General features: G+C 46.2%; 15 protein-coding genes. 7 read left to right on the top strand and 8 right to left on the bottom strand.

Going from position 1 to position 20,497, the window contains the following annotated elements:
- Window positions 1–53: 53 nt before the first annotated feature.
- The 4 genes from ACYVE4_RS16770 to ACYVE4_RS16755 form a co-directional block, all read right to left on the bottom strand.
- Window positions 54–707, bottom strand: a complete 654-nt coding sequence (locus ACYVE4_RS16770) for a hypothetical protein (RefSeq protein WP_461041329.1) — start codon at window positions 705–707, stop codon at window positions 54–56.
- A 208-nt stretch (window positions 708–915) separates the two neighbouring features.
- The gene (locus ACYVE4_RS16765; RefSeq protein ID WP_461041328.1) at window positions 916–3,123 is read right to left on the bottom strand and encodes a S9 family peptidase; all 2,208 of its coding nucleotides are present in this window, start codon (window positions 3,121–3,123) and stop codon (window positions 916–918) included.
- Between the two features lie 6 nt (window positions 3,124–3,129).
- Window positions 3,130–3,651, bottom strand: a complete 522-nt coding sequence (locus ACYVE4_RS16760; protein WP_461041327.1) for a DinB family protein — start codon at window positions 3,649–3,651, stop codon at window positions 3,130–3,132.
- Between the two features lie 300 nt (window positions 3,652–3,951).
- Window positions 3,952–6,084 carry a S46 family peptidase gene (locus tag ACYVE4_RS16755; protein ID WP_461041326.1) on the bottom strand — a complete coding sequence of 711 codons (2,133 nt, stop codon included), beginning with the start codon at window positions 6,082–6,084 and terminating at the stop codon, window positions 3,952–3,954.
- Between the two features lie 519 nt (window positions 6,085–6,603).
- On the opposite strand from ACYVE4_RS16755, the gene ACYVE4_RS16750 reads away from it, so the two are divergent.
- The gene (locus tag ACYVE4_RS16750) at window positions 6,604–7,437 is read left to right on the top strand and encodes a hypothetical protein (RefSeq protein WP_461041325.1); all 834 of its coding nucleotides are present in this window, start codon (window positions 6,604–6,606) and stop codon (window positions 7,435–7,437) included.
- On the opposite strand, the gene ACYVE4_RS16745 is transcribed toward ACYVE4_RS16750, so the two are convergent.
- Window positions 7,434–8,774 (bottom strand): NAD(P)/FAD-dependent oxidoreductase, encoded by a 1,341-nt coding sequence (locus ACYVE4_RS16745; RefSeq protein WP_461041324.1) that lies wholly within the window; start codon window positions 8,772–8,774, stop codon window positions 7,434–7,436. The two genes, ACYVE4_RS16750 and ACYVE4_RS16745, sit on opposite strands and share 4 nt — an antisense overlap.
- A 214-nt stretch (window positions 8,775–8,988) precedes the next feature.
- On the opposite strand from ACYVE4_RS16745, the gene ACYVE4_RS16740 reads away from it, so the two are divergent.
- Window positions 8,989–11,403: a TonB-dependent receptor gene (locus ACYVE4_RS16740; RefSeq protein WP_461041323.1), complete on the top strand. Its 2,415-nt coding sequence runs from the start codon at window positions 8,989–8,991 to the stop codon at window positions 11,401–11,403.
- Window positions 11,403–12,371: a DUF4249 domain-containing protein gene (locus ACYVE4_RS16735; protein ID WP_461041322.1), complete on the top strand. Its 969-nt coding sequence runs from the start codon at window positions 11,403–11,405 to the stop codon at window positions 12,369–12,371. The genes ACYVE4_RS16740 and ACYVE4_RS16735 overlap by 1 nt, the downstream gene beginning before the upstream one ends.
- A gap of 113 nt (window positions 12,372–12,484) precedes the next feature.
- Here the strand turns inward: ACYVE4_RS16735 and ACYVE4_RS16730 are convergent, their stop codons facing one another.
- A complete protein-coding gene (locus tag ACYVE4_RS16730; RefSeq protein WP_461041321.1) occupies window positions 12,485–13,588 on the bottom strand; it encodes a chorismate mutase in 1,104 nt (367 codons plus the stop codon).
- Between the two features lie 276 nt (window positions 13,589–13,864).
- Here ACYVE4_RS16730 and ACYVE4_RS16725 point away from each other — a divergent pair, with 276 nt between their 5' ends.
- Window positions 13,865–15,091 carry a proline dehydrogenase family protein gene (locus ACYVE4_RS16725; RefSeq protein ID WP_461041532.1) on the top strand — a complete coding sequence of 409 codons (1,227 nt, stop codon included), beginning with the start codon at window positions 13,865–13,867 and terminating at the stop codon, window positions 15,089–15,091.
- A gap of 169 nt (window positions 15,092–15,260) precedes the next feature.
- Window positions 15,261–16,046, top strand: coding sequence for a lipoprotein signal peptidase (locus tag ACYVE4_RS16720; protein WP_461041320.1), 786 nt, complete (start codon window positions 15,261–15,263; stop codon window positions 16,044–16,046).
- A gap of 521 nt (window positions 16,047–16,567) precedes the next feature.
- Here the strand turns inward: ACYVE4_RS16720 and ACYVE4_RS16715 are convergent.
- Complete coding sequence (locus tag ACYVE4_RS16715; protein ID WP_461041318.1) at window positions 16,568–17,452, bottom strand: OmpA/MotB family protein; 885 nt, start codon at window positions 17,450–17,452, stop codon at window positions 16,568–16,570.
- 263 nt (window positions 17,453–17,715) lie between these two features.
- Here ACYVE4_RS16715 and ACYVE4_RS16710 point away from each other — a divergent pair, with 263 nt between their 5' ends.
- Entirely contained in the window at window positions 17,716–18,846 is a 1,131-nt protein-coding gene (locus ACYVE4_RS16710; RefSeq protein ID WP_461041317.1) for a lactonase family protein, read from the top strand.
- A gap of 18 nt (window positions 18,847–18,864) precedes the next feature.
- Window positions 18,865–19,461, top strand: coding sequence for a 3-keto-disaccharide hydrolase (locus ACYVE4_RS16705; RefSeq protein ID WP_461041316.1), 597 nt, complete (start codon window positions 18,865–18,867; stop codon window positions 19,459–19,461).
- 155 nt (window positions 19,462–19,616) lie between these two features.
- Here the strand turns inward: ACYVE4_RS16705 and ACYVE4_RS16700 are convergent, their stop codons facing one another.
- Window positions 19,617–20,108 (bottom strand): VOC family protein, encoded by a 492-nt coding sequence (locus ACYVE4_RS16700; RefSeq protein ID WP_461041315.1) that lies wholly within the window; start codon window positions 20,106–20,108, stop codon window positions 19,617–19,619.
- Between the last annotated feature and the right edge of the window lie 389 nt (window positions 20,109–20,497).

The raw sequence follows: 20,497 nt of genomic DNA, 5'->3' as shown, positions 1-20,497 counted from the left end.
CTGTTCGTTAATTGAAAATTAGTAATAGATTAGTACGAAACGTGTGTGAATGCTTATTTTATCTTGAGCCGCACCTTGCCGTTCGTTACGACAACTTCGTCTTTTTTATCCTGTTTTTTGTAGCCATTACCCTCGGGGTCAATATCCGAATCATAGCCAGATGCTTTGGTAATAGCTTTGTCTTCCATCTTACTCATTAAACGACCTACCCCGCCAAATACTGTTGCCGATGCTTTTTCTTTCCAATAAGTACCAGCCAGTTTACTCGAAAAAGTAGCTTCCAGTGTTCCATCTGCTCCATTTGTTACCGTAACAATTTCATCGTTATTGCCTGAATCGCCAACGTGGTATTCCATTCGTGGTTCGCGCGTTTCTTCAATGTATCGGATGGCAGCAATGCCTTTGTATTTGCCTAAATCTTCATACTTTTTCCGGTATTCCTTTTTGTAAGGATCTTTCGCATCAACCACTACATAAGTACCCGGTTCGAGGGCATCCTGGCCATTAAAACTGCCCAGCCAGATTCGAAGTGATTTATCGGGTTTGACGGTATTGGCCGTAATCCACCAGAAATTGCCAATCCTGATCCGACGGGGTTGAGTGGTAAAGTCTTTTCCATCGACCTGAGCCGTTAACGTATTGTCGTTCGCGATTTGACCAAATGCTGCTGTTCCTAGAAATACCAGCCCTAAAAGAAGAAAACGCATAGTTGTAGTTGTCTAAAAAATCAATGGCGGTAAACTTATGGAAATGCAGGCTGGAATGGTGTCTACTTTTAGTATTCGGTTTGGATTTTACTATTTTATCAAACTTTCAAGATTATCCCGTGGCTGTGTCCTCACTGACACCTGTGCGTCAGCAACCAACTTCCTGCCGGATAAGTGGCTGTGAGGACACAGCCACGGGATAGCGTACTTAATTCTGCGTTAACCCTTTGGCGTCGGGGCCGATGTATCGCTCGAAGAATTCGTAGATGCGCAGCAGTCGGTCAATGCGTTGGCGAACGTTACCAGTGCGGCTTAGTTCATGTGTGGCGCCCGGCATACGAACATACTCAACTGGTTTGCCCAGAATCTTCAGGCTTTTATACATCATTTCACTCTGAATAGGGCCGGTTCGGAGGTCATTTTCGCCGTGTTTAATCAGGAGCGGAGTTTTAATATTTTGGACGAACGTGTAGGGCGAATTGGCATCCAGCACTTTTGCTTCTTCCGTCCAGGGGTAAGCGAAGTAGTTAGGAACCAGGCGCCAGGCGTTCCCTTCGCCTAAGAAGGTTGTCAGGTCATAGACACCACGTTGGGCAAAAGCAGCTTTAAACCGATTGTCATGCCCTACAATCCAGGCGGTCAAATAACCTGCATATGAACCTCCTGTAATCACTTGTCGACTCGTATCGACCCAGGCTTCTTTCGCAGCAGCAGTTTCGGCAGCCAGTACATCTTCGGCCGGTCCGGTTCCCCAGTCTTTGACATTGGCGCGTTGGAAGGCTATGCCGTAGCCGCCCGAACCGCGGGGGTTAGCATAAACGATTCCATAACCCTGTGAGCACATATACTGAAACTCATGCCACATCGAAGCTTCTCCAGGACCCCACATCGCGGTTGGTCCACCGTGCATATTCAACAAAAGTGGGTATTTTTTAGAAGCCTCGAAAAAGGCGGGTTTCATAATCCAGTAATCAACTGTCTGACCGATGGAGTTTTTGTACGTGTGTTTTTCTGGAAAGCTAAGCTGTCGCTGGGCAACCCAATCGTTATGATTACTCAGTTTCGTCTGCGTTTTTGCCGACGCATCCGCCAGGTAGAGTTCGGATGGGTTCGCGACTTCGGTTTTTGCGAAAACGACCTGGTTATTAGCTACGTCGAAAGCCGTAACGCCCATCTCAAAATCAGTAAGCTGCGTTACCTGTCGTGTTGTCGGATCAAGACGGTAAACTGGCGCTCCTCCATTGGAAGAAGCAGTGAAATAAACAGCATAAGAAGCTGCGGTTTTTTTCCCTTTTAGACTCGCCGTTGTTTCGGTCCAGGTCAGATTGCCGGCTGCCCGATCAAATATAACGAGTTGGACATTAGAGGCTGTAGAGCCGTTCAGGGTAGCTAAGCCAATTTGCGGAAAATTAACGCCTTGAGAAGGACTTACCAGAAAAGATAGCTGTTTACCATCGGGTGAGATTTCAGGATCACCATAACTTTTACCGACTTCACCTAATACGATCGCGGGCTTTCCTGTTCCATCAGCTGAAATGAACACAATCGCATTATCCTGTTCACGATCAGGGTGTTTGAGCGAATCTCTGTCAGTTACAGCCAGAAGGCCCTGTCCATTTGGAAGCCAGTTCGCTGCCTGATAGGATTGGTAGCCACGCGTTAGCGGTTTGAGCTTCGCCCCTTCCGTTACGTCTGTAATGTACAGGTGAGTAAACGTGATGTCTGGCTCGGTTGTAGCTTCTCCCTGGAAGTTCAATCGGTTGATTACCTTCGCTTTTTTGTCCTCAACATCTTTTGCCAGATACGCCCGAATTTCAGCCAACGAGCCATCGGGATTCGGTTTTACTTTCTTATCGACCTTTACGAAATCATTGTTGGCAAACCCAGGTTTTTCGATCGACCACGATGGCCCTCCCTTGCCCGGATTCATTAAGGAATCGGTCAATAGCTGAGTCATGTTAACTCCGCCCACAAAGGCAATGCGTTTCCCATCGGGCGACCAGAGCGGATTAGAGGCACCGTATTTGCTATCTGTCAATTGCCAGGCTTCTCCACCATCCAGCGGCATAATGAAAATTTGACTTTTGCCTTTTACCGTCCGTACGAAAGCTAGTTTCTTTCCATCAGGTGCCCAGACAGCCTGTCGGGCTGATTCGGGGCCGTGAGTTAATGCTCTTGGATCGCCTGGTTTCAGATTGGTGAGATACAAATGCGTTTTGTACTCGTATTCTTCTTTCTGATCGGGATTCGACTCGATGCTTGTGATGGTATAAACCGCCTGTTTCCCATCGGGCGATAACTGAATACCACCTACCTGCTTGATTCGCGTAAGATCGGTAACAGTAACTTTTGATTTCGTTTGGGCATAGAGCACCTGCGCCGAAAGGGCGATGATGGTAACGATTCTGGTTAGCATAGTTTGTTATGAAAGTAGGGGTAAATAGCGTTCGCGAATGATATTTACATGGTGTTGAGCATGACCAACCAGCACAAATCCGAGGGCCACAACAGAAATAGTCCGGTTAAAACAGATGCCACTTCGGAGCAGCATTTCGTCATCGAAACTGTTAAACAAGGCAATACTCGACTGCCGAACAACGGCATATTCGGCGTATAAATCGGCAACCGTGCGTCGGCTTCCTTTGGCTGTCTGACCGAATAATTCCTCATCGTAACCCGGTAATACGGTCTGATCATTCCGAGCGAATCGCAGTGCTCGGTAAGTCATAATCCGCTCGTTGTCAATGATATGTTGAAGGATGTCGGTCACCATCCATTTGCCGGGAGCATACCGCATATCGCCCAGTGCTTCAAGTTTATACGCTGGAATCAGGCTTTCAAAAGAGGCAGATTGCGTTAATGCATCGATAAGAAATACGTTATCGGCCAGATTAATGTATCGGTCGAAGAAATCGGGCATTACGGGTATTTCGGACTTTGTCATAATCAGGTTGGATCAGTCAAAAACAAACTCCCCGAAAGTACTAAACTTTTCGGGGAGTTTACACGGAGAATATATAAGCGGTTAGAAGTCGTTTTATCAATCCATGACTTATTGAGTTGGATTAATTAGACGCCGAACTCCCCGTGTCTGTGTCCTCACAGACACCTTTGCGTCAGCCAGCGATACCATCCGGTCATGGGTCTGTGAGGACACAGACCTAGGCAACGGCCCTCTCTGTAGTCATGCTGAAACAAGTTCAGCATGATATTGCTCTTTCAAATAGGGAATTGTAAACAGTTATTATTTCTTTCTCGCTGGCGCTGACATCGCTGGCGTTCCGGTCAATTCACTCACTAATCGGTCGGCTTTGTAAATATGTTTCAGGGCAGCAACGATTCCACCCGTATGTACCGAAATGGTTCGGTTCGCGTCAGGCACAAAAATGAATTCGCCGGGTAAGCTTTCCATATTTCCGTCAAAAGCCAAACCGACAGCTTCCCGATTTTTATTGATCATGGGACTACCCGAATTTCCGCCAATAATATCGTTGGTCGAGATAAAACACATAGGTTGCTTTAGAAGCTCCATGGGTGGGTTTTTCCAGCGGGCTGGTAAATCCCAGGGGCCCTTGTTGGCAAATGAATAGTTCCGATCATAAAGACCTGCGAACGTTGTCAGAATGGGAGCTTTGGTGCCGTTGTAATCGTACGATTTTACTACCCCATCGTTAATACGTAAGGAAAATGTGGCATCGGGCGGAACCGCCGTGCCGTAGACTTCATAGAGCATGCGGCCCAACTGGCCACGTAATACTTCCTGACGCTCGCTCAATTGTCGGGCTTGCAAAGCTGCCGTCCGATAACGGGGAAAGCCAATTTTTGCCAGAGCCAACATGGGATCATTCGATGCATTGGCCGCATTTGGTCGAGTGGCTAGTTCAGTCACGAAAGCAGGATTGGTGAGTTTGGTATTTTTGAACAGATAGGCAGCCGCTTCTTTTGGGGTGCGCATTTTTCCATCGGGGCCGGTAAGGGCTGCTTTTACGTAAGGATCATCATTTCCCAATGCCTGTTGAGCTTCCAGAAGATGGGCGGCTAAATAGGCTTCATCCAACGCCATATTTTTGATCACTGGGATTTCCATTAGCGGACGCGCTCGTTCGGCATCTTGTGGCCGGGTTGCCAGAATCTCACTGTATTGCGTAGCCAGATTCGCGAAAGTCATTAATTCGCCCATCGTTCGTTCGCTGGGGCCGAGGTAATTCGCATCTTTGAAAACGCTACGCAGCTGGGCCGTGTTCGCGGCAATCTCATCCCAGGTTTTCAGTTGATCGGCGGGAAGATTTTTAGTTTTGGCGGCTGCTTTAAATTGATTCTCAAAAACTGCTTTTCTCGCCAATAAACTCGCATCCTGCAATCCAGCGAGTTGACCGCCGTAGGCTTTCAGGCTGTTTTCGTAGCTGAAAATTTCGTTCAATACGCTGTCGTTTTTAGCCGTTGCATTATAAACCTGTAAAGCTGCCGACCGATTTCGGAGCATCTGAATTGTAGCAGGTGTTTGTAAGTCGCGGTCGAACTCAAGTTCGGCAACGGTTTTTAGTCGCTCGGTGTGACCAGGATTACCGATGACAAAAATAGGCTCTCCATCGCGGATGCCAGCCGGATTGAATTTGAAGAAGTGGTTGGTTCTTAAGGGTTTATTGTTGTCGTAGACTCGAAAAAACGAACAATCCAGCGCGTAACGTGGATACGTGAAGTTATCGTAATCACCGCCGAAAAACCCGAGTTGGAGTTCGGGCATAAACACTAATCGAACGTCATTATAGCGTTTAAAGCCATAAATGGAATAGCGTCCGCCATTGTAAAAAACGATGGTTTGCAGTTCGAGCCCTTTCCAATCCGCTTTTTGCCCATATTCCTGCTTAATATCCGAAAAGACCTGTTCGCGGGCCTGTAATTGCGCCTGTTCTGACTGAACCTTGTTCATAGCGTCCTGCACGCGCTTAGTAATGTCCTCAATCTTGACCAGCTGATCTACGAACAAACCGTCTACTTTTCGCTCTTCGGCAGCGGTTTTAGCCCAGAATCCTGTCGCGTTCAGATCTTCTCCTCTCCGTGTTACTCCTGTGCCCGATTCGCGGGCGCAGTGGTGATTCGTCATGACTAAACCATTGGCCGAGACGAAGGATGCCGAGCAATAATCAGCAAAGCGGAGCGAGGCCAACCGGGCTTCATCGAACCATTTTTCGTCGGCCTTAAAATTGTACGTTTTCTGGAAATAAGCCGACGGCGGATTATCGAACGTCCACATCTTACCCAAATCAAGTGGGCCCCCTTTTATAGAGTCGGATAGTGATTGAGCAGGCGATGAAAAGGCCAGCAACGTCAGAAATGCACTGATCGAAAAGGTAGTGTGGAGGTTCAGGTGGCGCATGGACGAACGGAAAAAATGGTTTTATGTAGAACGCGAATATCCGACAATCGTTTGGATATCACCGTTAGCGAATACTCATTCTACAACTTTAATGGAAGATTAATGCAGTCAACTAATCCTTTTCGGGCTGTGTGACTCTAACCTATAATTTACATAAAAAGGATTTTAATGTTATGAAAACGTCAAAATTGCTTGGATTTCTAACTGCCTTACTCCTGCTGATTTCAGTGAGTAGCTGTACAACATATTATAGCAGTAGACCTGCTTACGGGCGCAATTATGGCTATAGACGCCCTCACACCCCTCCGCCACCTCCACGCCCACGACCCCACAACGGTGGTTACGGTTATGGTCGACCTGGCTGGTAATCTTTAGTTGTTTAGTTAGTATTAAAGGGATACGCACAGTTGCGTATCCCTTTTTATATGCTTATACCCCAGGCTCCGGTCGACAATACGTCTTTTTTGTCATTTGTTGGGTGCTTACCTTTATACCACCGTCGCTCACTACTTGTACATTATGAATTGGAAACCTTTACTTGCCAGCCTGGTAGGCTATTTTCTTTTGCCATCACTTTACGCCCAAACGTCTCTTCCTGAAAATGCAATAAAGCTGGGTAAAAGGCGTGGTAGCCTTTATTTTACCTGGGGTTATAATCGTGAGTGGTATACTCGAAGCACCATTCATTTTCGCAACACTACTACCGACAACTACGACTTTACCTTTTTCAAGGCACAGGCACACGATCGGCCCGATTTAACAGACTTTTACAAGCTCGATAACCTGACTGTTCCTCAGTATGACATGAATCTGGGGTATTTCTTTAACGACAAACATGATCTGGGCATCGAACTAAGCTGGGATCACCTCAAATACATTGTTACGGATAATCAAGTTATTCATGTACAGGGGCAGATTCGAGGGCATCAGATTAATAAAGACACGCTGGTAACGCCCGATTTTGTACATCTACAGCATACGAACGGAAATAATTACCTGATGCTCAATCTGGTAAAACGGAAAAAGCTCTGGCAGACCAAATACCTTCAGCTGAGTGCTATTGGAAAAGTAGGCGGAGGAATTCTGTTCTCCTACACAATCTCGACTATATTAGGTGATGTACAGGAAGGGCCGTTTCACTATCATGGCGTAGTAGCAGGCATGAGTGGAGGACTTAAACTGGACTTTTTTAAGTATTTCTTTCTCCAGACGGATCTTCAGGGTGCCTGGGCCGATTACACCAATACACGTTTGGGCACTGACCAACAGGGACTGGCCACGCATCATTTCTATTCGCTTCAGTATAAATATCAGTTCGGTTTTAATTTCCCCTTTGGGAACGGTAAGATCTAGCTCATCTCGTTGTGAGCCAGAATCTCCTGTCCCACTTTATCGTCTTTTCGGATGAAAGGTCGGATGATGATGCGCGTTCCCCGTTGATAAGTAAATAGCCGGTACATCCAGTTGCTGAAAACTATGAGTTTACTGCGGAAACCGACTAAGTACCAGATATGAACGAACAGCCAGGCCATCCAGGCAATGAATCCTCCTAAATGAATTTTCCCAGGCAAATCGGCCACGGCCCGGCTGCGGCCCACAATGGCGAGTGAACCTTTGTCGAAGTATTCAAATGGCGTGGTTGGCTCATTCTTTAAAATATGCTGAAGATTTTTAGCCAAATGTTTGCCCTGCTGAATAGCTGGCTGCGCTACGCCAGGATGCCCTTTTGGATAATCTTCCAGCTTCATCAGGGCGATATCGCCGATAGCAAATACATCGTTTAAGCCCTGAACTCGGTTGATCGGGTCGACCAGAATACGCCCTTTTTCTATGGCGTTTGCTGGAATACCGTCGATCATGGCGCCCGTTACACCAGCGGCCCAGACCAGCGTTTGCGTCCTGATTTTTTCGCCACTTTTAAACGTAACCGTCTCTCCATCATACGAATCAACCAGCGTATTCAATTTGACAATGACGCCTAAATCTTCGAGATACCGCTGGGCTTTCTGACCTGCTTCGTCAGACATAGGCGGCAAAACTTTCCCCAACCCTTCGACGACGAAGATATTCATCTGGCTGAAATCAAGTCCCGGATAATCATTGGGTAGTACGTGCTTTCGCATTTCCGCCAACGAACCCGCCATTTCAACGCCTGTAGGACCGGCTCCGGCAATCACGAACGTCAGCAGACTTTGGCGTTCGATTGGATCCGTTGTGACGCTGGCTTGTTCGAAACACTGCAAACACTGACTACGAACATTCAGCGCTTCGGGAATCGTTTTGAGCGGAAAGGAATATTTCTGGATTTGCTCATTGCCGAAGAAATTTGATTTAGCTCCACTCGCAATCACCAGATAATCGTAGTGGAGATCACCAATTAGTGTGGTTACTGTTTTAGTTACCGGGTCAATTTTATTGACGCGCACCATCCGGTAATGAAAGTCTTTGTACCCATCGAACATTTTTCGGAAAGGTTCGGCAATGGCATCGGGTTCCAGGCCAGCCGTAGCGACCTGATACAGCAACGGCCAGAAGCCATTGTAATTTTGTTTATCGAACAGCACCACCTGCACATTGGCGTCGCGCAGGGCTTTAGCTAAGTTCATGCCGCCAAATCCACCCCCAATGATGACTACGCGAGGTTTTGACGTATCCGGTATATTCAGCGAGAGTTTGTCGAAGGAAAGCATATGTTTTCAAGTGTTAACAATACAGGAAGTATTCATTTGTAGTACATTTTCCTGACGATTTTTGTTTAATAACCAACTAAAAAACAGCCTGTTTAGCTATACATTGGAGTGATGTATATACAATTCTCTGATTCGAACGTTTTACAGATTTATAGACTCTAAGACTCAGCGTACATTCAGCTTCTTTGTTTGTTTTAATACCCTACCGTAATCAATGATTCCACGCTTTTACAGTCTCTTTTATCTTTGTCTGTTTCCCAGCTTTCTGTTTGCACAATCGATCAATCGCTTCACAATCAGTGGATATGTTCGTGAACAAGGTAGCCTGGAGGCACTTATTGGCGTAAACGTTTATTTACCCGGCACAACAACTGGTACTACTACAAATACCTACGGATTTTATTCGCTGACCTTACCAGCGCAGGATAGTATACAATTGGCTTATTCCTTTGTCGGCTACGAAACCATCGAACGAGCGTTAGGTCTACGAGCCAATCAGACGCAAAACGTGCTCCTGACGCCCGGCAGAGCGTTAGCCGAAGTGGATGTAAAAGCGAGCACGTCGGTCGAAAAAGTGAGCGAAAGTCCGCAAATGAGTGCTGTTGAAATTCCAATTCAGCAGATCAAAAAAATTCCGGCTTTTCTGGGCGAAAAAGACGTGCTGAAAGTGCTGCAACTTATGCCAGGCGTTCAGAAAGGCTCCGAAGGGCAAACGGGCATCTACGTGCGGGGAGGTGGCCCCGACCAGAACCTGATTATTCTGGACGATGCTGTTGTCTACAACGCCAGCCATCTTTTCGGATTTTTCTCGGTTTTCAACAGCGATGCCATCAAAAGTGTCGAACTAATCAAAGGCGGATTTCCGGCTCGCTACGGTGGGCGTCTGTCGTCGGTGATTGATCTGAACATGAAAGATGGCAACCGCGAGAAACTCCACGGGGAAGGTGGTATTGGGTTAATTGCTTCTCGGCTTACGCTTGAAGGACCGCTTACGAAGAATAAAAAGGGATCATTTTTAGTATCGGGTCGACGGACGTATCTGGATATTGTAGCTGCACCGATCATCAATGCGCAAACCAATGGCCAAACCAAAGCGGGTTATTATTTCTATGATTTGAATGCGAAAGCCAATTATGATCTGACCCCAAAAGACAAAGTTTACCTCAGTGGTTACTTTGGCCGCGACCGATTTTATGCGCACGATAACACACAAAACAATGATATTGGATTAGGATGGGGGAATGCAACGGGGACCCTACGCTGGAATCACCTGTTTAGTCAGAAGCTATTTTCCAATCTGTCACTGATCCTGAGTGATTACAAATTCGAGATTTCGGCAGTTGAGAAAGGAACGCTGGACACGGCCACCTATTCGCTTCAGTACAATTCTGGTATTCGGGATTTTGCGCTGAAATACGATATCGATTTTTATCCGACTCCCCAGCACTCAGTTCGAGTGGGCTTGCATAATACATATCACCGGTTTACACCATCGGCGGTGGTATTGCAAAATGCAGGAATCAGCGCGTCGGTCAATAATGTCAGTACGATTGATGTGCTTGAGTCCGGTATTTATGCCGAAGACACCTGGCGTCCTTCTAATCGCTGGCGACTTAATGCTGGGTTTCGATTAAGTGCGTTTCATCAGACAGGATCAACGTATGTCAAGCCTGAGCCCAGAATATCAGCCGCTTACACGATTAAGCCCGATTTGTCGATCAAAGCATCGTATGCCCTGATGAATCAATATGTTCATCTGCTTTCCAATACGGGCATCGGGTTGCCCACGGATTTATGGGTGCCGAGTACTGATCGGGTTCGGCCGCAACAATCGCAACAAGTGGCCGTGGGTATCGCCAAGGATTTTACGACTTCGAATAACTTGACGAACGGGCTGACGCTCACGGTGGAAGGCTATTATAAGGAGATGAATAATATCATCAACTATAAGGAAGGGGCTAGTTTTCTGCTACTAAATGATCCGACGAATGCGAATGCAGTACGGTGGGAAGATAATGTGACGGCTGGGCGTGGCTGGTCATATGGGGCCGAATTTCTTCTGCAAAAGAAAGTGGGTCGATTCTCGGGCTGGGTTGGCTACACACTATCCTGGACACAATGGCAATTTGCGGAGCTAAACGGAGGGAAACCCTATTATCCGCGCTATGATCGCCGGAATGATCTGTCGCTCGTTGGTATTTATGAATTGAATAAACGCATTACGTTGTCGGCAGTATGGGTGTATGGTACGGGGAATGCGCTTACAGTACCCGTTGGGCGGTTCGATACGTATCGGCCGGATAATGAGTTTGTGTATGGAAACTTGCCGGGTTTTGTCCGAAATTTCTTTTCAACTGTTCGTACGGCCGATGATTACGGCACGCAGAAAAATACCTTTCGCGCCGAACCCTATCATCGGTTTGATCTGAGTATTCAGTTCCATAAACAGAAGAAACATCACGAGCGAACTTGGGAATTCAGCGTGTATAATCTGTATGACCGACGAAATCCATTTTTCTACCGACTCGAATCGGTTGCCGCAACGGCAACAGAACCGACTCGTACGGCGCTATTCCGTTATTCCGTTTTCCCGATTGTTCCATCCATCAGCTATAATTTCAAATTCTGATGTATTTCAAACGATATTCTTCTTTTTGTTCCTCACTGATCTGCCTGGCGCTATTTACGCTCGTAGATGGATGCACTGGTTTGCGGAATGAGGTTGATCCCGGTGAGTTAGGACTGGAGTCGTCTAAATTGGTAGTGACTAGTTTTTTGAGTCCGCAGGATACGCTCTTGACGGCGAAGGTGACCCGCTCCAGCACTGTAGTTGGCGATAGTCTGACAATGTCGCAGACAGGAAACAACATTACGAATGCGACGGTAACCCTCTCAGACGGTACCCGGTCGGTTGTATTAACCAGTACAGTGGCCCGCTCTACGAGCGCTACCAATCAGTCTTATTATAGAGCCAGCGCTCGTTTGCTACCAATTATAGCCGGAAAAACTTACACACTGACAGTTGCCACGCCAAACGGCCAAAAGGTGACTAGCACCTGTACGATTCCGCAACCAGTTAGCCCGACTCAGGTCACATTTGATTCACTAACAGAAAATCAGCGTCGTGGCAAGACAATTCGCTACTATGTGCAGACACGCTGGAAAGACCCGGTAGGGGAGGGGAATGCGTATCAGGTTGCCGGTATTTTCCGATACTTACGAATTCCGCAAGGCGCTTCAAATTGCGCTACCTGTCTGATTGAGGATTACAATAGCCTTTCGTTTGACGATGACAATCGGGGGTTATTTACTGATATTGGTGTCGATGGAACAACTATGCCCACTCCTCCCGGCAAAGCCTTCATGGTTTCTTCGATGACAGGTAATTTTTTCAATCAATATAAAACGGCCAGCGTAATCATCGATTTGATGAGTGTAGAGCAGTCGTACTATAAATTTCAGGAAGCCATAATCCGCCAGCGCCGATCGCGTAATAATCCATTCGCCGAACCCGTTTTGATTCCCAGCAACATTAATGGCGGATTAGGTTGTTTTGCGGGGTATAATAATGCTACGATGACGTTGAAATTGAAGTAGTGAGATTGGCTATAACGGTACTGATTAGCCTCGTTATAGCATTGCCCTAAACCGACGAGTGGCGTAAGTACAGTATTTTCTGCACCTACGCCACTCGTTCGCTTTAATTCAATCTATGCGCTTTGTGCTGCGCTATGGATGATTTCGGTTTGTTTCCGAATCGATTCCATGTGGATAATCTTGTAGATTTCTTCCACCAGTTCAGGATACAAACCTAATTTCTTGCCAAGCTCAGTCCGAGTTTGCAGGATTTCTTTCCAACGCTCAGGCTGAAACAGCGTTACGTTATTGTCGCGTTTGTACTCAGCAAGTCGTTCCACCAGCGCCATTCGGGCAGCCAGCATCTCCACAATCTGCCGGTCTACATTATCAATGCTACGACGTGACTGCTCCGTAAATGTCTGAAACTCGCGGTTCGACGATTCGACCTGACGGATTTCCAGGTGATCGAGCATTTCGCCGAAAGCGGCAGGCGTTAATTGCTGAGCAGCATCACTCCACGCTTTATCTGGATCAATGTGCGATTCAACGATCAGACCGTCGTAGTTGAGATCCATGGCCATCTGAGCCAATTCATTCAGATACGCCCGTTTACCGGCCATGTGGCTTGGATCACCAATGATTGGCAATTGTGGGAAGATGGATTTCAGTTCGATGGCCATCTGCCACATCGGAACGTTCCGATATTTTGTGGTTTCGCCCGTAGCAAAACCACGGTGAATTGCCGCTAATTTATTAATACCTGCACCTGCAATCCGCTCAAATGCACCAACCCACAGAGCCAAATCTGGATTCACAGGGTTTTTAATCAGAACAGGCACGTCAACGCCACGAAGAGCGTCGGCAATTTCCTGAACGTTAAATGGATTTACGGTGGTGCGAGCGCCGATCCACAAAATGTCGACACCATATTTCAGGGCGAGCTCGATATGCTCGGGCGTGGCGACCTCTACGGCGAAAGGTAGTCCGGTTTCAGCTTTTGCCCGCTGAATCCAGGGCAGAGCGGCTTCGCCCATGCCTTCAAAGCTACCAGGGCGCGTACGGGGTTTCCAGACACCAGCGCGGATCACATGCACGGCGTCCAGCGCCTTTAACTGGCGAGCGGTTTCTACTAATTGATCTTCGGTTTCGGCGCTACAGGGCCCAGCGATGATCAGTGGTTTGCCGTTGGTATCAATCCACGACCCAAGCGGCTCTACGGCTAATTCTACTTTCATACTAAACAGGAGGTAATCTACGAGTATACCTATACTCTACCGGGAACTTTCAATTTAAATTTGTAGTATATTTGCATTGGGAATTGGCTGTTATTCAAGCCGGTTCCTTAATTTGTCTACAACCGTTTTAGTTTGTTAAAAAAATAAGCCGCGGCCGATTTTAACTGTTTGATCGAAATTTCGTTTTATATTTCGGTCATGTAACCGACGCGCACTTAAGCTATGCAAGTAGCACCGCCCAAACGGAGCACTGATATGTCGAACCGAAGTAATCTAATGCCGGAGACTATCCAGGGACTTACCGACGTAAAACCAAACGCCGATCAACCCATTTCATTTGAGGATACTTCGATTGCTTTTTCATCCCAGTCGGACTTTAAACTCCGAAAGACCTACTGGTTATTTGCGTTGATGAATAAGGGATGGCTCGTAAATTTAGGTACTTTTTTTATAAAGATCGCTTTACGCCTTCACCTTCCCGTTAAATTCCTCATCAAGAACACTATTTTCGAGCAATTCTGTGGAGGTGAGAGCATTCGCGATTGTGAACCGACCATCCGGCATCTTCACGATGTACACGTCGGAACTATCCTCGATTATTCTGTTGAAGGAGAAGGAACCGAAAAAAGTTTCGATGATACCGCCCTTGAGATTCTTCGCACCATCGAACGCGCCAGCGAATCCAAAGATATTCCATTCTCCGTTTTTAAAATAACGGGTGTTGCCTCTACCGAACTGCTCGAAGCGGTTCAGATTGGCGACTCGCTCAACAAAACGCAGAAGGCTGAATTTGACCGGGTTATGCAACGGGTGGATATGCTTTGCCGACGAGCCCACGAGCGAAACGTCCGTATTTTTATTGACGCCGAAGAAAGCTGGATTCAGGATACAATCGATACACTGGCCTACGAAATGATGGATCGCTACAATCAAGAGCGGCCTATCGTTTATAATACCTACCAGATGTATCGCTGGGAAAGCATGTCGCACCTTGAGCGCGATACCGCCGAAGCACACGCCAAAGGATATTATTTGGGTGTAAAACTGGTTCGTGGCGCTTATCTCGAAAAGGAACGACTACGTGCCCATGAAGAAGAGTATCAGGACCCAATCCAGGCTACGAAAGAAGACACCGATCATGCGTTTAATGCGGCTATTGATTTTTGTTTAGAGCATCGCGACATTATATCTGTTTGCCTGGGTACGCACAACGAAGAGAGCTGTCAATATTGTATTCAACAGATAGAACGGCTTGGCATTAGCCACAATGATCCGCATATCTATTTTGCCCAACTGCTGGGTATGAGCGATAATATCTCGTACAATCTGGCTAACGCTGGGTATAATGTGGCGAAATACGTCCCTTATGGCCCTATTGATACGGTTATGCCGTATTTATTTCGTCGGGCCGAAGAAAACAAATCGATTGCCGGGCAAAGTAGCCGGGAGTTTACATTAGTTAGCAACGAGCTGAAACGCCGGAAAAATTGCCGTATTCGGTAGGTAACGGACAGGTGTAGTTAACGATTGTCAAGTTTGGTCAGTTAATAAATGACAACTTCTGACAATCGTTAACTACACCTGACTATTTTTGACAAGTATTTATAATGGTACTGCAAGCCGGAGTGCCGGGCCATGTGAGCGAAGTGGTGCAGTGCCTGCCTTTTTTAGTATGATCCAGAAAAGTCCTTTTAAATTCTTTTTGCTAACCCTGTTGCTAATTGCACTCGATCAGGGCGTAAAACTAGCCGTTCATTTCTATATGGCTCCCGGCTTTGCTGGTCAGATAAAACTAGCTGGTGACTGGTTAAAATTACACTATGTACTAAATCCAGGCATGGCCTTTGGCATGCAGTTGGGGCATGAATACGGTAAGTTATTGCTGAGTGTATTCCGACTGTTTGCTATGGTAGGTATTGGCTATTATTTAGTGAATCTAGCACATCGGGGGGCGCCAAACGGCCTTTTGTGGGCTATGGCAATGATTTTAGCCGGAGCCGTTGGGAATGTGATCGACAGTACGTTTTACGGAGTTTTTCTGAATAATGCGCCATATGGATCGCCAACGCCCTGGTTTCATGGCCAGGTGATCGATATGATTTTTGTAGACGTTTGGGAGGGATTCATTCCCGACTGGGTACCGGTCTGGGGAGGGCAATACTATTCGACGCCGATTTTTAACATTGCGGATTCCTGCATTTTTATCGGTGTCTGTTTGATTCTATTCTTCCAGCGACGATTCTTTGGTGAGCAGCCTGTGGAGGATTCAATGCTTCCTGTTTCCGGCCCTGATCCTATTGAAGCATCGGTATTACCAGCGGATGAATTTATCGAAGAAAACGAACAAACCTCATCTACTGAACAAGCAGAAACACACACGCCTACAGACGAAAATCAGGAGACCGCACCGGAATCTGTCTTACCGGTGCCTGATGAAGAGAAACGTTCGGAATTGTAATAATAGCTGAATCAACATTTTATTAGCCTGCGGTTTGAGCCGTGGGCTTTTTTCATAGTACCTGATCCTCACTCCCGACCGATTTAATTACTCCCCGTGTCTGTGTCCTCACAGACACTTGTGCGTCAGCCAACACAACCATTCGGTAAGGGGTCTGTGAGGACACAGACCTGGGAAACGATTTAAGTACCAAGTAAACCGTTAAAATAGTTCGTTCACGTTGGGTTGTTTGGTTCAGAAACCCACCGCTTATTGATTTGACGTAAATAATCACCGAATTCCCCGTGTCTGTGTTCTGCTTCCCAGGTCTGTGTCCTCACAGACCTCTTACCGGATGGTTGCGTTGGCTGACGTATGGGCGTCTGTGAGGACACAGACACGGGGAACTCGGCGATTATTTACGTCAAATCAATAAGCGGTGGGCTATTTTTTGTTTCGGCGCGTAATTTCTACAAGCTCATACACATGAAAAGGCGTGGATTGATCCACGCCTTTTCATGTGTATTATAAATTCCCAGGTCTTATTTGCTTCCACCAGCCTGACCGCTCGATAGCAGGTTAAAGAACTGATCGAGTTTTGGAGTAATGATGATTTCGGTCCGGCGGTTTTGTTGACGGCCTGGTCCGGTGCTGTTATCATCCTTCGGGGAATACTCAGACCGACCACCAGCTGTCATACGCTCTGGCGATACAGAGAATTTGTTTTGCAGGGTCCGTACAACTGATGTAGCACGCAGGGCGCTCAAATCCCAGTTATCTTTGATCGATGATGTCGAAATGGGCACAATGTCCGTATGACCTTCTACCAGAATATCAAGATCTTTATGATCATTTACCACCTTCGCTACTTTGCCTAATACGTTTTCAGCAGCAGGCAGTACTTCATAGCTACCTGATCTGAAGAGGAGTTTGTCGGAAAGCGATACATAAACAACGCCTTTTTTCACCTCAACCTGAACGTCCTGATCGTTGATATCGTCAAGCGAACGTTTCAGACTCATTACCAACGCCAGGTTCAACGAATCTTTCCGTTGAATAGACGCATTCAGATTATTCGTGTATTTCGTTTGCTCGTTTAGCGTCTCGAGTGATTTCTTGATGCTTTCAGCGCCCGATTTACTTACGATAGACAAGTCCGACATCCGATCCAGCAAATTCGTGTTGGTTTTTTTCAGATAGTCGATCTGAGCCTGCAAATCACCAACCTGTTTGTCTTTGTTTTGCAGATCTGTGTCTTTAGCTGACAATTGCGTTTTCAGGTCAGCAGTACGTGTATCACAGTCGTTCAGCGAAGCAACGGCCTTATCGCGAGCGTCCTGTAAAGCTTTCATTTCGGCTAGTCTCTTCTTACTGTTGCAGGAAGCCAGCATCACTATTGCCGAAAAAACAATCAAAACTCGTTTCATCTGATTTAAAAAAGATAGTAACGGTAACTGAAAAAGTTAGGTGATAATATAGAATCGATTCATATAATGAACCTTTTTACAAAGTTAACGGATTCTGTTTAACCGTTTTTAATTCTATTTATTTATCTAATGGGTATGATTGTATTATTACTTTATTTTTTCAGTTTACATACCGTAAACAAGTGTACAATTGACTGCCTGGAGCCGTACTATCGGTAGTTTATTCTTTTTTTACCCTTATTAAGTCGATTCATCATTTTTTTATGAAAAAGATACTCACAACAATTTTAGTCAGTGCTAGTATGATCGCTCAGGCTCAGTCTGGTAAAGAAATCATGTATGTGGGCACCTACTCTCTACGCGGTAGTGAAGGGATCTATGTATTTGAGTTTGACCGCAAGGCGGGTACAATGCAGCCTGTTCAATCGGTTTCGAATGTAAAAAGCCCTTCCTTTCTCGCCATACATCCATCAGGGAAGTATCTCTATTCTGTCAATGAAGGCGCTGAAAAAACGGGAGCAGGTGGTGTTAGTTCTTATGCCGTTGATAAGGCGACAGGTAAATTACAATACCTGAATAGTCAATCGTCGCTTGGCGTTGGCCCCTGTCATATTAGTGTTGATCATACCGGCAAAACCGCTTTTGTTTCTAATTATGGTGGAGGGAGCCTGGCCGTACTGCCCATTAAGGCCGACGGCACGCTGGGTGAACCAACGGATAAAGTTCAGGACGAAGGAACGGGACCCAATACCCAACGCCAGGAGAAAGCCCATGTTCACTCTGCTACGCTGGCACCCGATAACCGCTTTTTATACGTAGCCGATCTGGGCATTGACAAACTCAATATTTTTGATATTGATGTAAACGCCAGCAAAGTAAAACCTGCCTCAACGCCGTACGCCAGTGTGAAACCCGGTTCAGGGCCTCGTCACGTTGCGATTCATCCGAATGGTAAATACGCGTACTTAGTGGAAGAACTCACTTCAACCGTAGCCTCGTTCGCTCGTAATCCGAAAACGGGTGCGTTGACCATACTACAGGACAACGTACAAACGCTTCCCAATGATTTTACCGAGAAGAATACCAGCGCCGACATTCATATTGATCCTTCCGGTAAGTTTTTATATCAGTCAAATCGGGGCTATGATGGATTGGCTATCTTTTCGATCGGCAGCGATGGGAAATTGACGCCAGTGGGTGTTCAGCCTACGGAAGGCAAAACCCCAAGAAATTTTCTGATTGATCCAAAAGGAGAGTTTATTTTTGTTGCTCATCAGGACACCGATAATATTACTATTTTCAAACGCGATCAGAAAACGGGCAAATTGACTTTCACGGGGCAATCCGTAAAAGTACCGGCTCCTGTTTGCGTACTGATGGCAAGTTCTCACTAAAATTTACCTGCAAAACCAATGACTAAATTACTCTCTGCTGCTTTGGTTCTAATGGCCTTTGTTATGGCAGCGCCGACTAAAACAATTAACCTGTTCAACGGCAAAGACCTGACCGGCTGGAAAATTTACGGTACCGAAAAATGGTTCGTAGAAGATGGAAACCTGGTCTGCGAAAGCGGCCCGGACAAAAAATACGGCTATCTGGCTACGGAGCAATTTTACAAAAACTTCGATCTCTCTCTAGAGTTTAAGCAGGAAGCGAATGGGAATAGCGGTGTCTTTTTCCGCTCGACCATTGAAGGAACGAAAGTTAGCGGCTGGCAAGTAGAAGTAGCACCCCCTAACCACGACACTGGTGGTGTCTACGAGTCATACGGTCGGAATTGGCTGGTTCAGATTCCCGACGAAAAGGAAAACATTTTAAAGCCCGGCGAATGGAACAAAATGCGCATCCGTGTTGAAGGTGATCATGTACAGACCTGGTTGAATGGCGAATCGATGGTTGATTTTAACGACGAAAAAATCGGCAAGGGGGATGGCTCCATTGCCCTGCAAATTCATGACGGCGGTGGAATTAAAGTCCGCTGGCGAAAACTGCAACTCAAACCATTATAATACTAAAGCCGAAAGCCATCAGTTGATTGATGGCTTTCGGCTTTTTAAATTTGTTTTATGTCATTCTGACCACAGGGAAGAATCTTGAGTTGGGCTGTTGCTCAAGTAAGGATATTTTACGATTCCTCCTGGCGTCGGAATGACAAAAAATATCCTCAAACCTCTTTCAATAGCCCCTCCAAATCCAGCGGATGGGTATACATCTCAATCGACCCATCTGGTTTTAGCGGCCAGCTTTCTTTCGGGCGATCCCAGTATAATTCGACACCGTTTCGATCAGGATCATTTAAATAAATTGCTTCCGAAACGCCGTGATCTGATGCGCCTGTGATTGGGTATTTACTATCAATCAACCGTTTTAGAGCCACCGCCAAATCCCGGCGGGTTGGGTAGAGAATAGCCGTATGAAATAATCCCGCTGATCGTACGGGAGCAGGTGGGGCATCTTTGCTATACCAGGTATTCAGGCCAATATGATGATGATAGCCGCCAGCTGAAATAAAGGCTGCGTCTTTACCGTAAGTCGTTATCAGCGAAAATCCCAGCAGATCGCAATAAAAAGCTAATGATCGGTCAAGATCAGCAACTTTCAGGTGAACATGACCGATACGAGTTTGCGCAGGAATTGTATAGGAAGGTGATGACATAATAAGAGTCTATAGCAGACGATTAGTGCCTTTGTTGTTCCTGCTGCAACAAAAAGCTGCTGTTATGAAGTTTCATTTATTATCATGTAGGGCTTTTGCCTAACTAGTTGTAGCTTTTTTATGTATAACAAATAGCACTTTAGCTTCTGTCGATTTTTACTTTCAGTTTGTCCAGTTTATTGAGTAGTGAAGCGGCTGGTGTCTGTTATAGGAAAATAGCATTGCAGAAGGAGCGGTTAAATCTGTATAGTGCTATATCTACAGTTCGTCACTCGGCTCAAATTAAGAACGTGTTGGGGAATTATATTCTGTGATCGGATTTGATTCGCTGAAGCATTAGTTGAATATTAGCTAAATACAGCCAACTCACCGAAGATAATAGCGTATAC

The sequence above is a fragment of the Spirosoma harenae genome, from assembly GCF_054776975.1.
The sequence above is the reverse complement of the archived record's forward strand: the minus strand, read 5'-3'. Positions and strand labels throughout refer to the sequence as shown.

Bases quoted from the DNA above. Each gene is read 5' to 3' on its own strand.
- ACYVE4_RS16750 (WP_461041325.1), top strand. From the start codon at position 6,604: ATGAATTGGAAACCTTTACTTGCCAGCCTGGTAGGCTATTTTCTTTTG.
- ACYVE4_RS16700 (WP_461041315.1), bottom strand. From the start codon at position 20,108: ATGTCATCACCTTCCTATACAATTCCTGCGCAAACTCGTATCGGTCAT.
- ACYVE4_RS16735 (WP_461041322.1), top strand. From the start codon at position 11,403: ATGTATTTCAAACGATATTCTTCTTTTTGTTCCTCACTGATCTGCCTG.
- ACYVE4_RS16715 (WP_461041318.1), bottom strand. From the start codon at position 17,452: ATGAAACGAGTTTTGATTGTTTTTTCGGCAATAGTGATGCTGGCTTCC.
- ACYVE4_RS16765 (WP_461041328.1), bottom strand. From the start codon at position 3,123: ATGCTAACCAGAATCGTTACCATCATCGCCCTTTCGGCGCAGGTGCTC.
- ACYVE4_RS16705 (WP_461041316.1), top strand. From the start codon at position 18,865: ATGACTAAATTACTCTCTGCTGCTTTGGTTCTAATGGCCTTTGTTATG.
- ACYVE4_RS16730 (WP_461041321.1), bottom strand. From the start codon at position 13,588: ATGAAAGTAGAATTAGCCGTAGAGCCGCTTGGGTCGTGGATTGATACC.
- ACYVE4_RS16740 (WP_461041323.1), top strand. From the start codon at position 8,989: ATGATTCCACGCTTTTACAGTCTCTTTTATCTTTGTCTGTTTCCCAGC.
- ACYVE4_RS16770 (WP_461041329.1), bottom strand. From the start codon at position 707: ATGCGTTTTCTTCTTTTAGGGCTGGTATTTCTAGGAACAGCAGCATTT.
- ACYVE4_RS16745 (WP_461041324.1), bottom strand. From the start codon at position 8,774: ATGCTTTCCTTCGACAAACTCTCGCTGAATATACCGGATACGTCAAAA.
- ACYVE4_RS16755 (WP_461041326.1), bottom strand. From the start codon at position 6,084: ATGCGCCACCTGAACCTCCACACTACCTTTTCGATCAGTGCATTTCTG.
- ACYVE4_RS16720 (WP_461041320.1), top strand. From the start codon at position 15,261: ATGATCCAGAAAAGTCCTTTTAAATTCTTTTTGCTAACCCTGTTGCTA.
- ACYVE4_RS16760 (WP_461041327.1), bottom strand. From the start codon at position 3,651: ATGACAAAGTCCGAAATACCCGTAATGCCCGATTTCTTCGACCGATAC.
- ACYVE4_RS16710 (WP_461041317.1), top strand. From the start codon at position 17,716: ATGAAAAAGATACTCACAACAATTTTAGTCAGTGCTAGTATGATCGCT.
- ACYVE4_RS16725 (WP_461041532.1), top strand. From the start codon at position 13,865: ATGCCGGAGACTATCCAGGGACTTACCGACGTAAAACCAAACGCCGAT.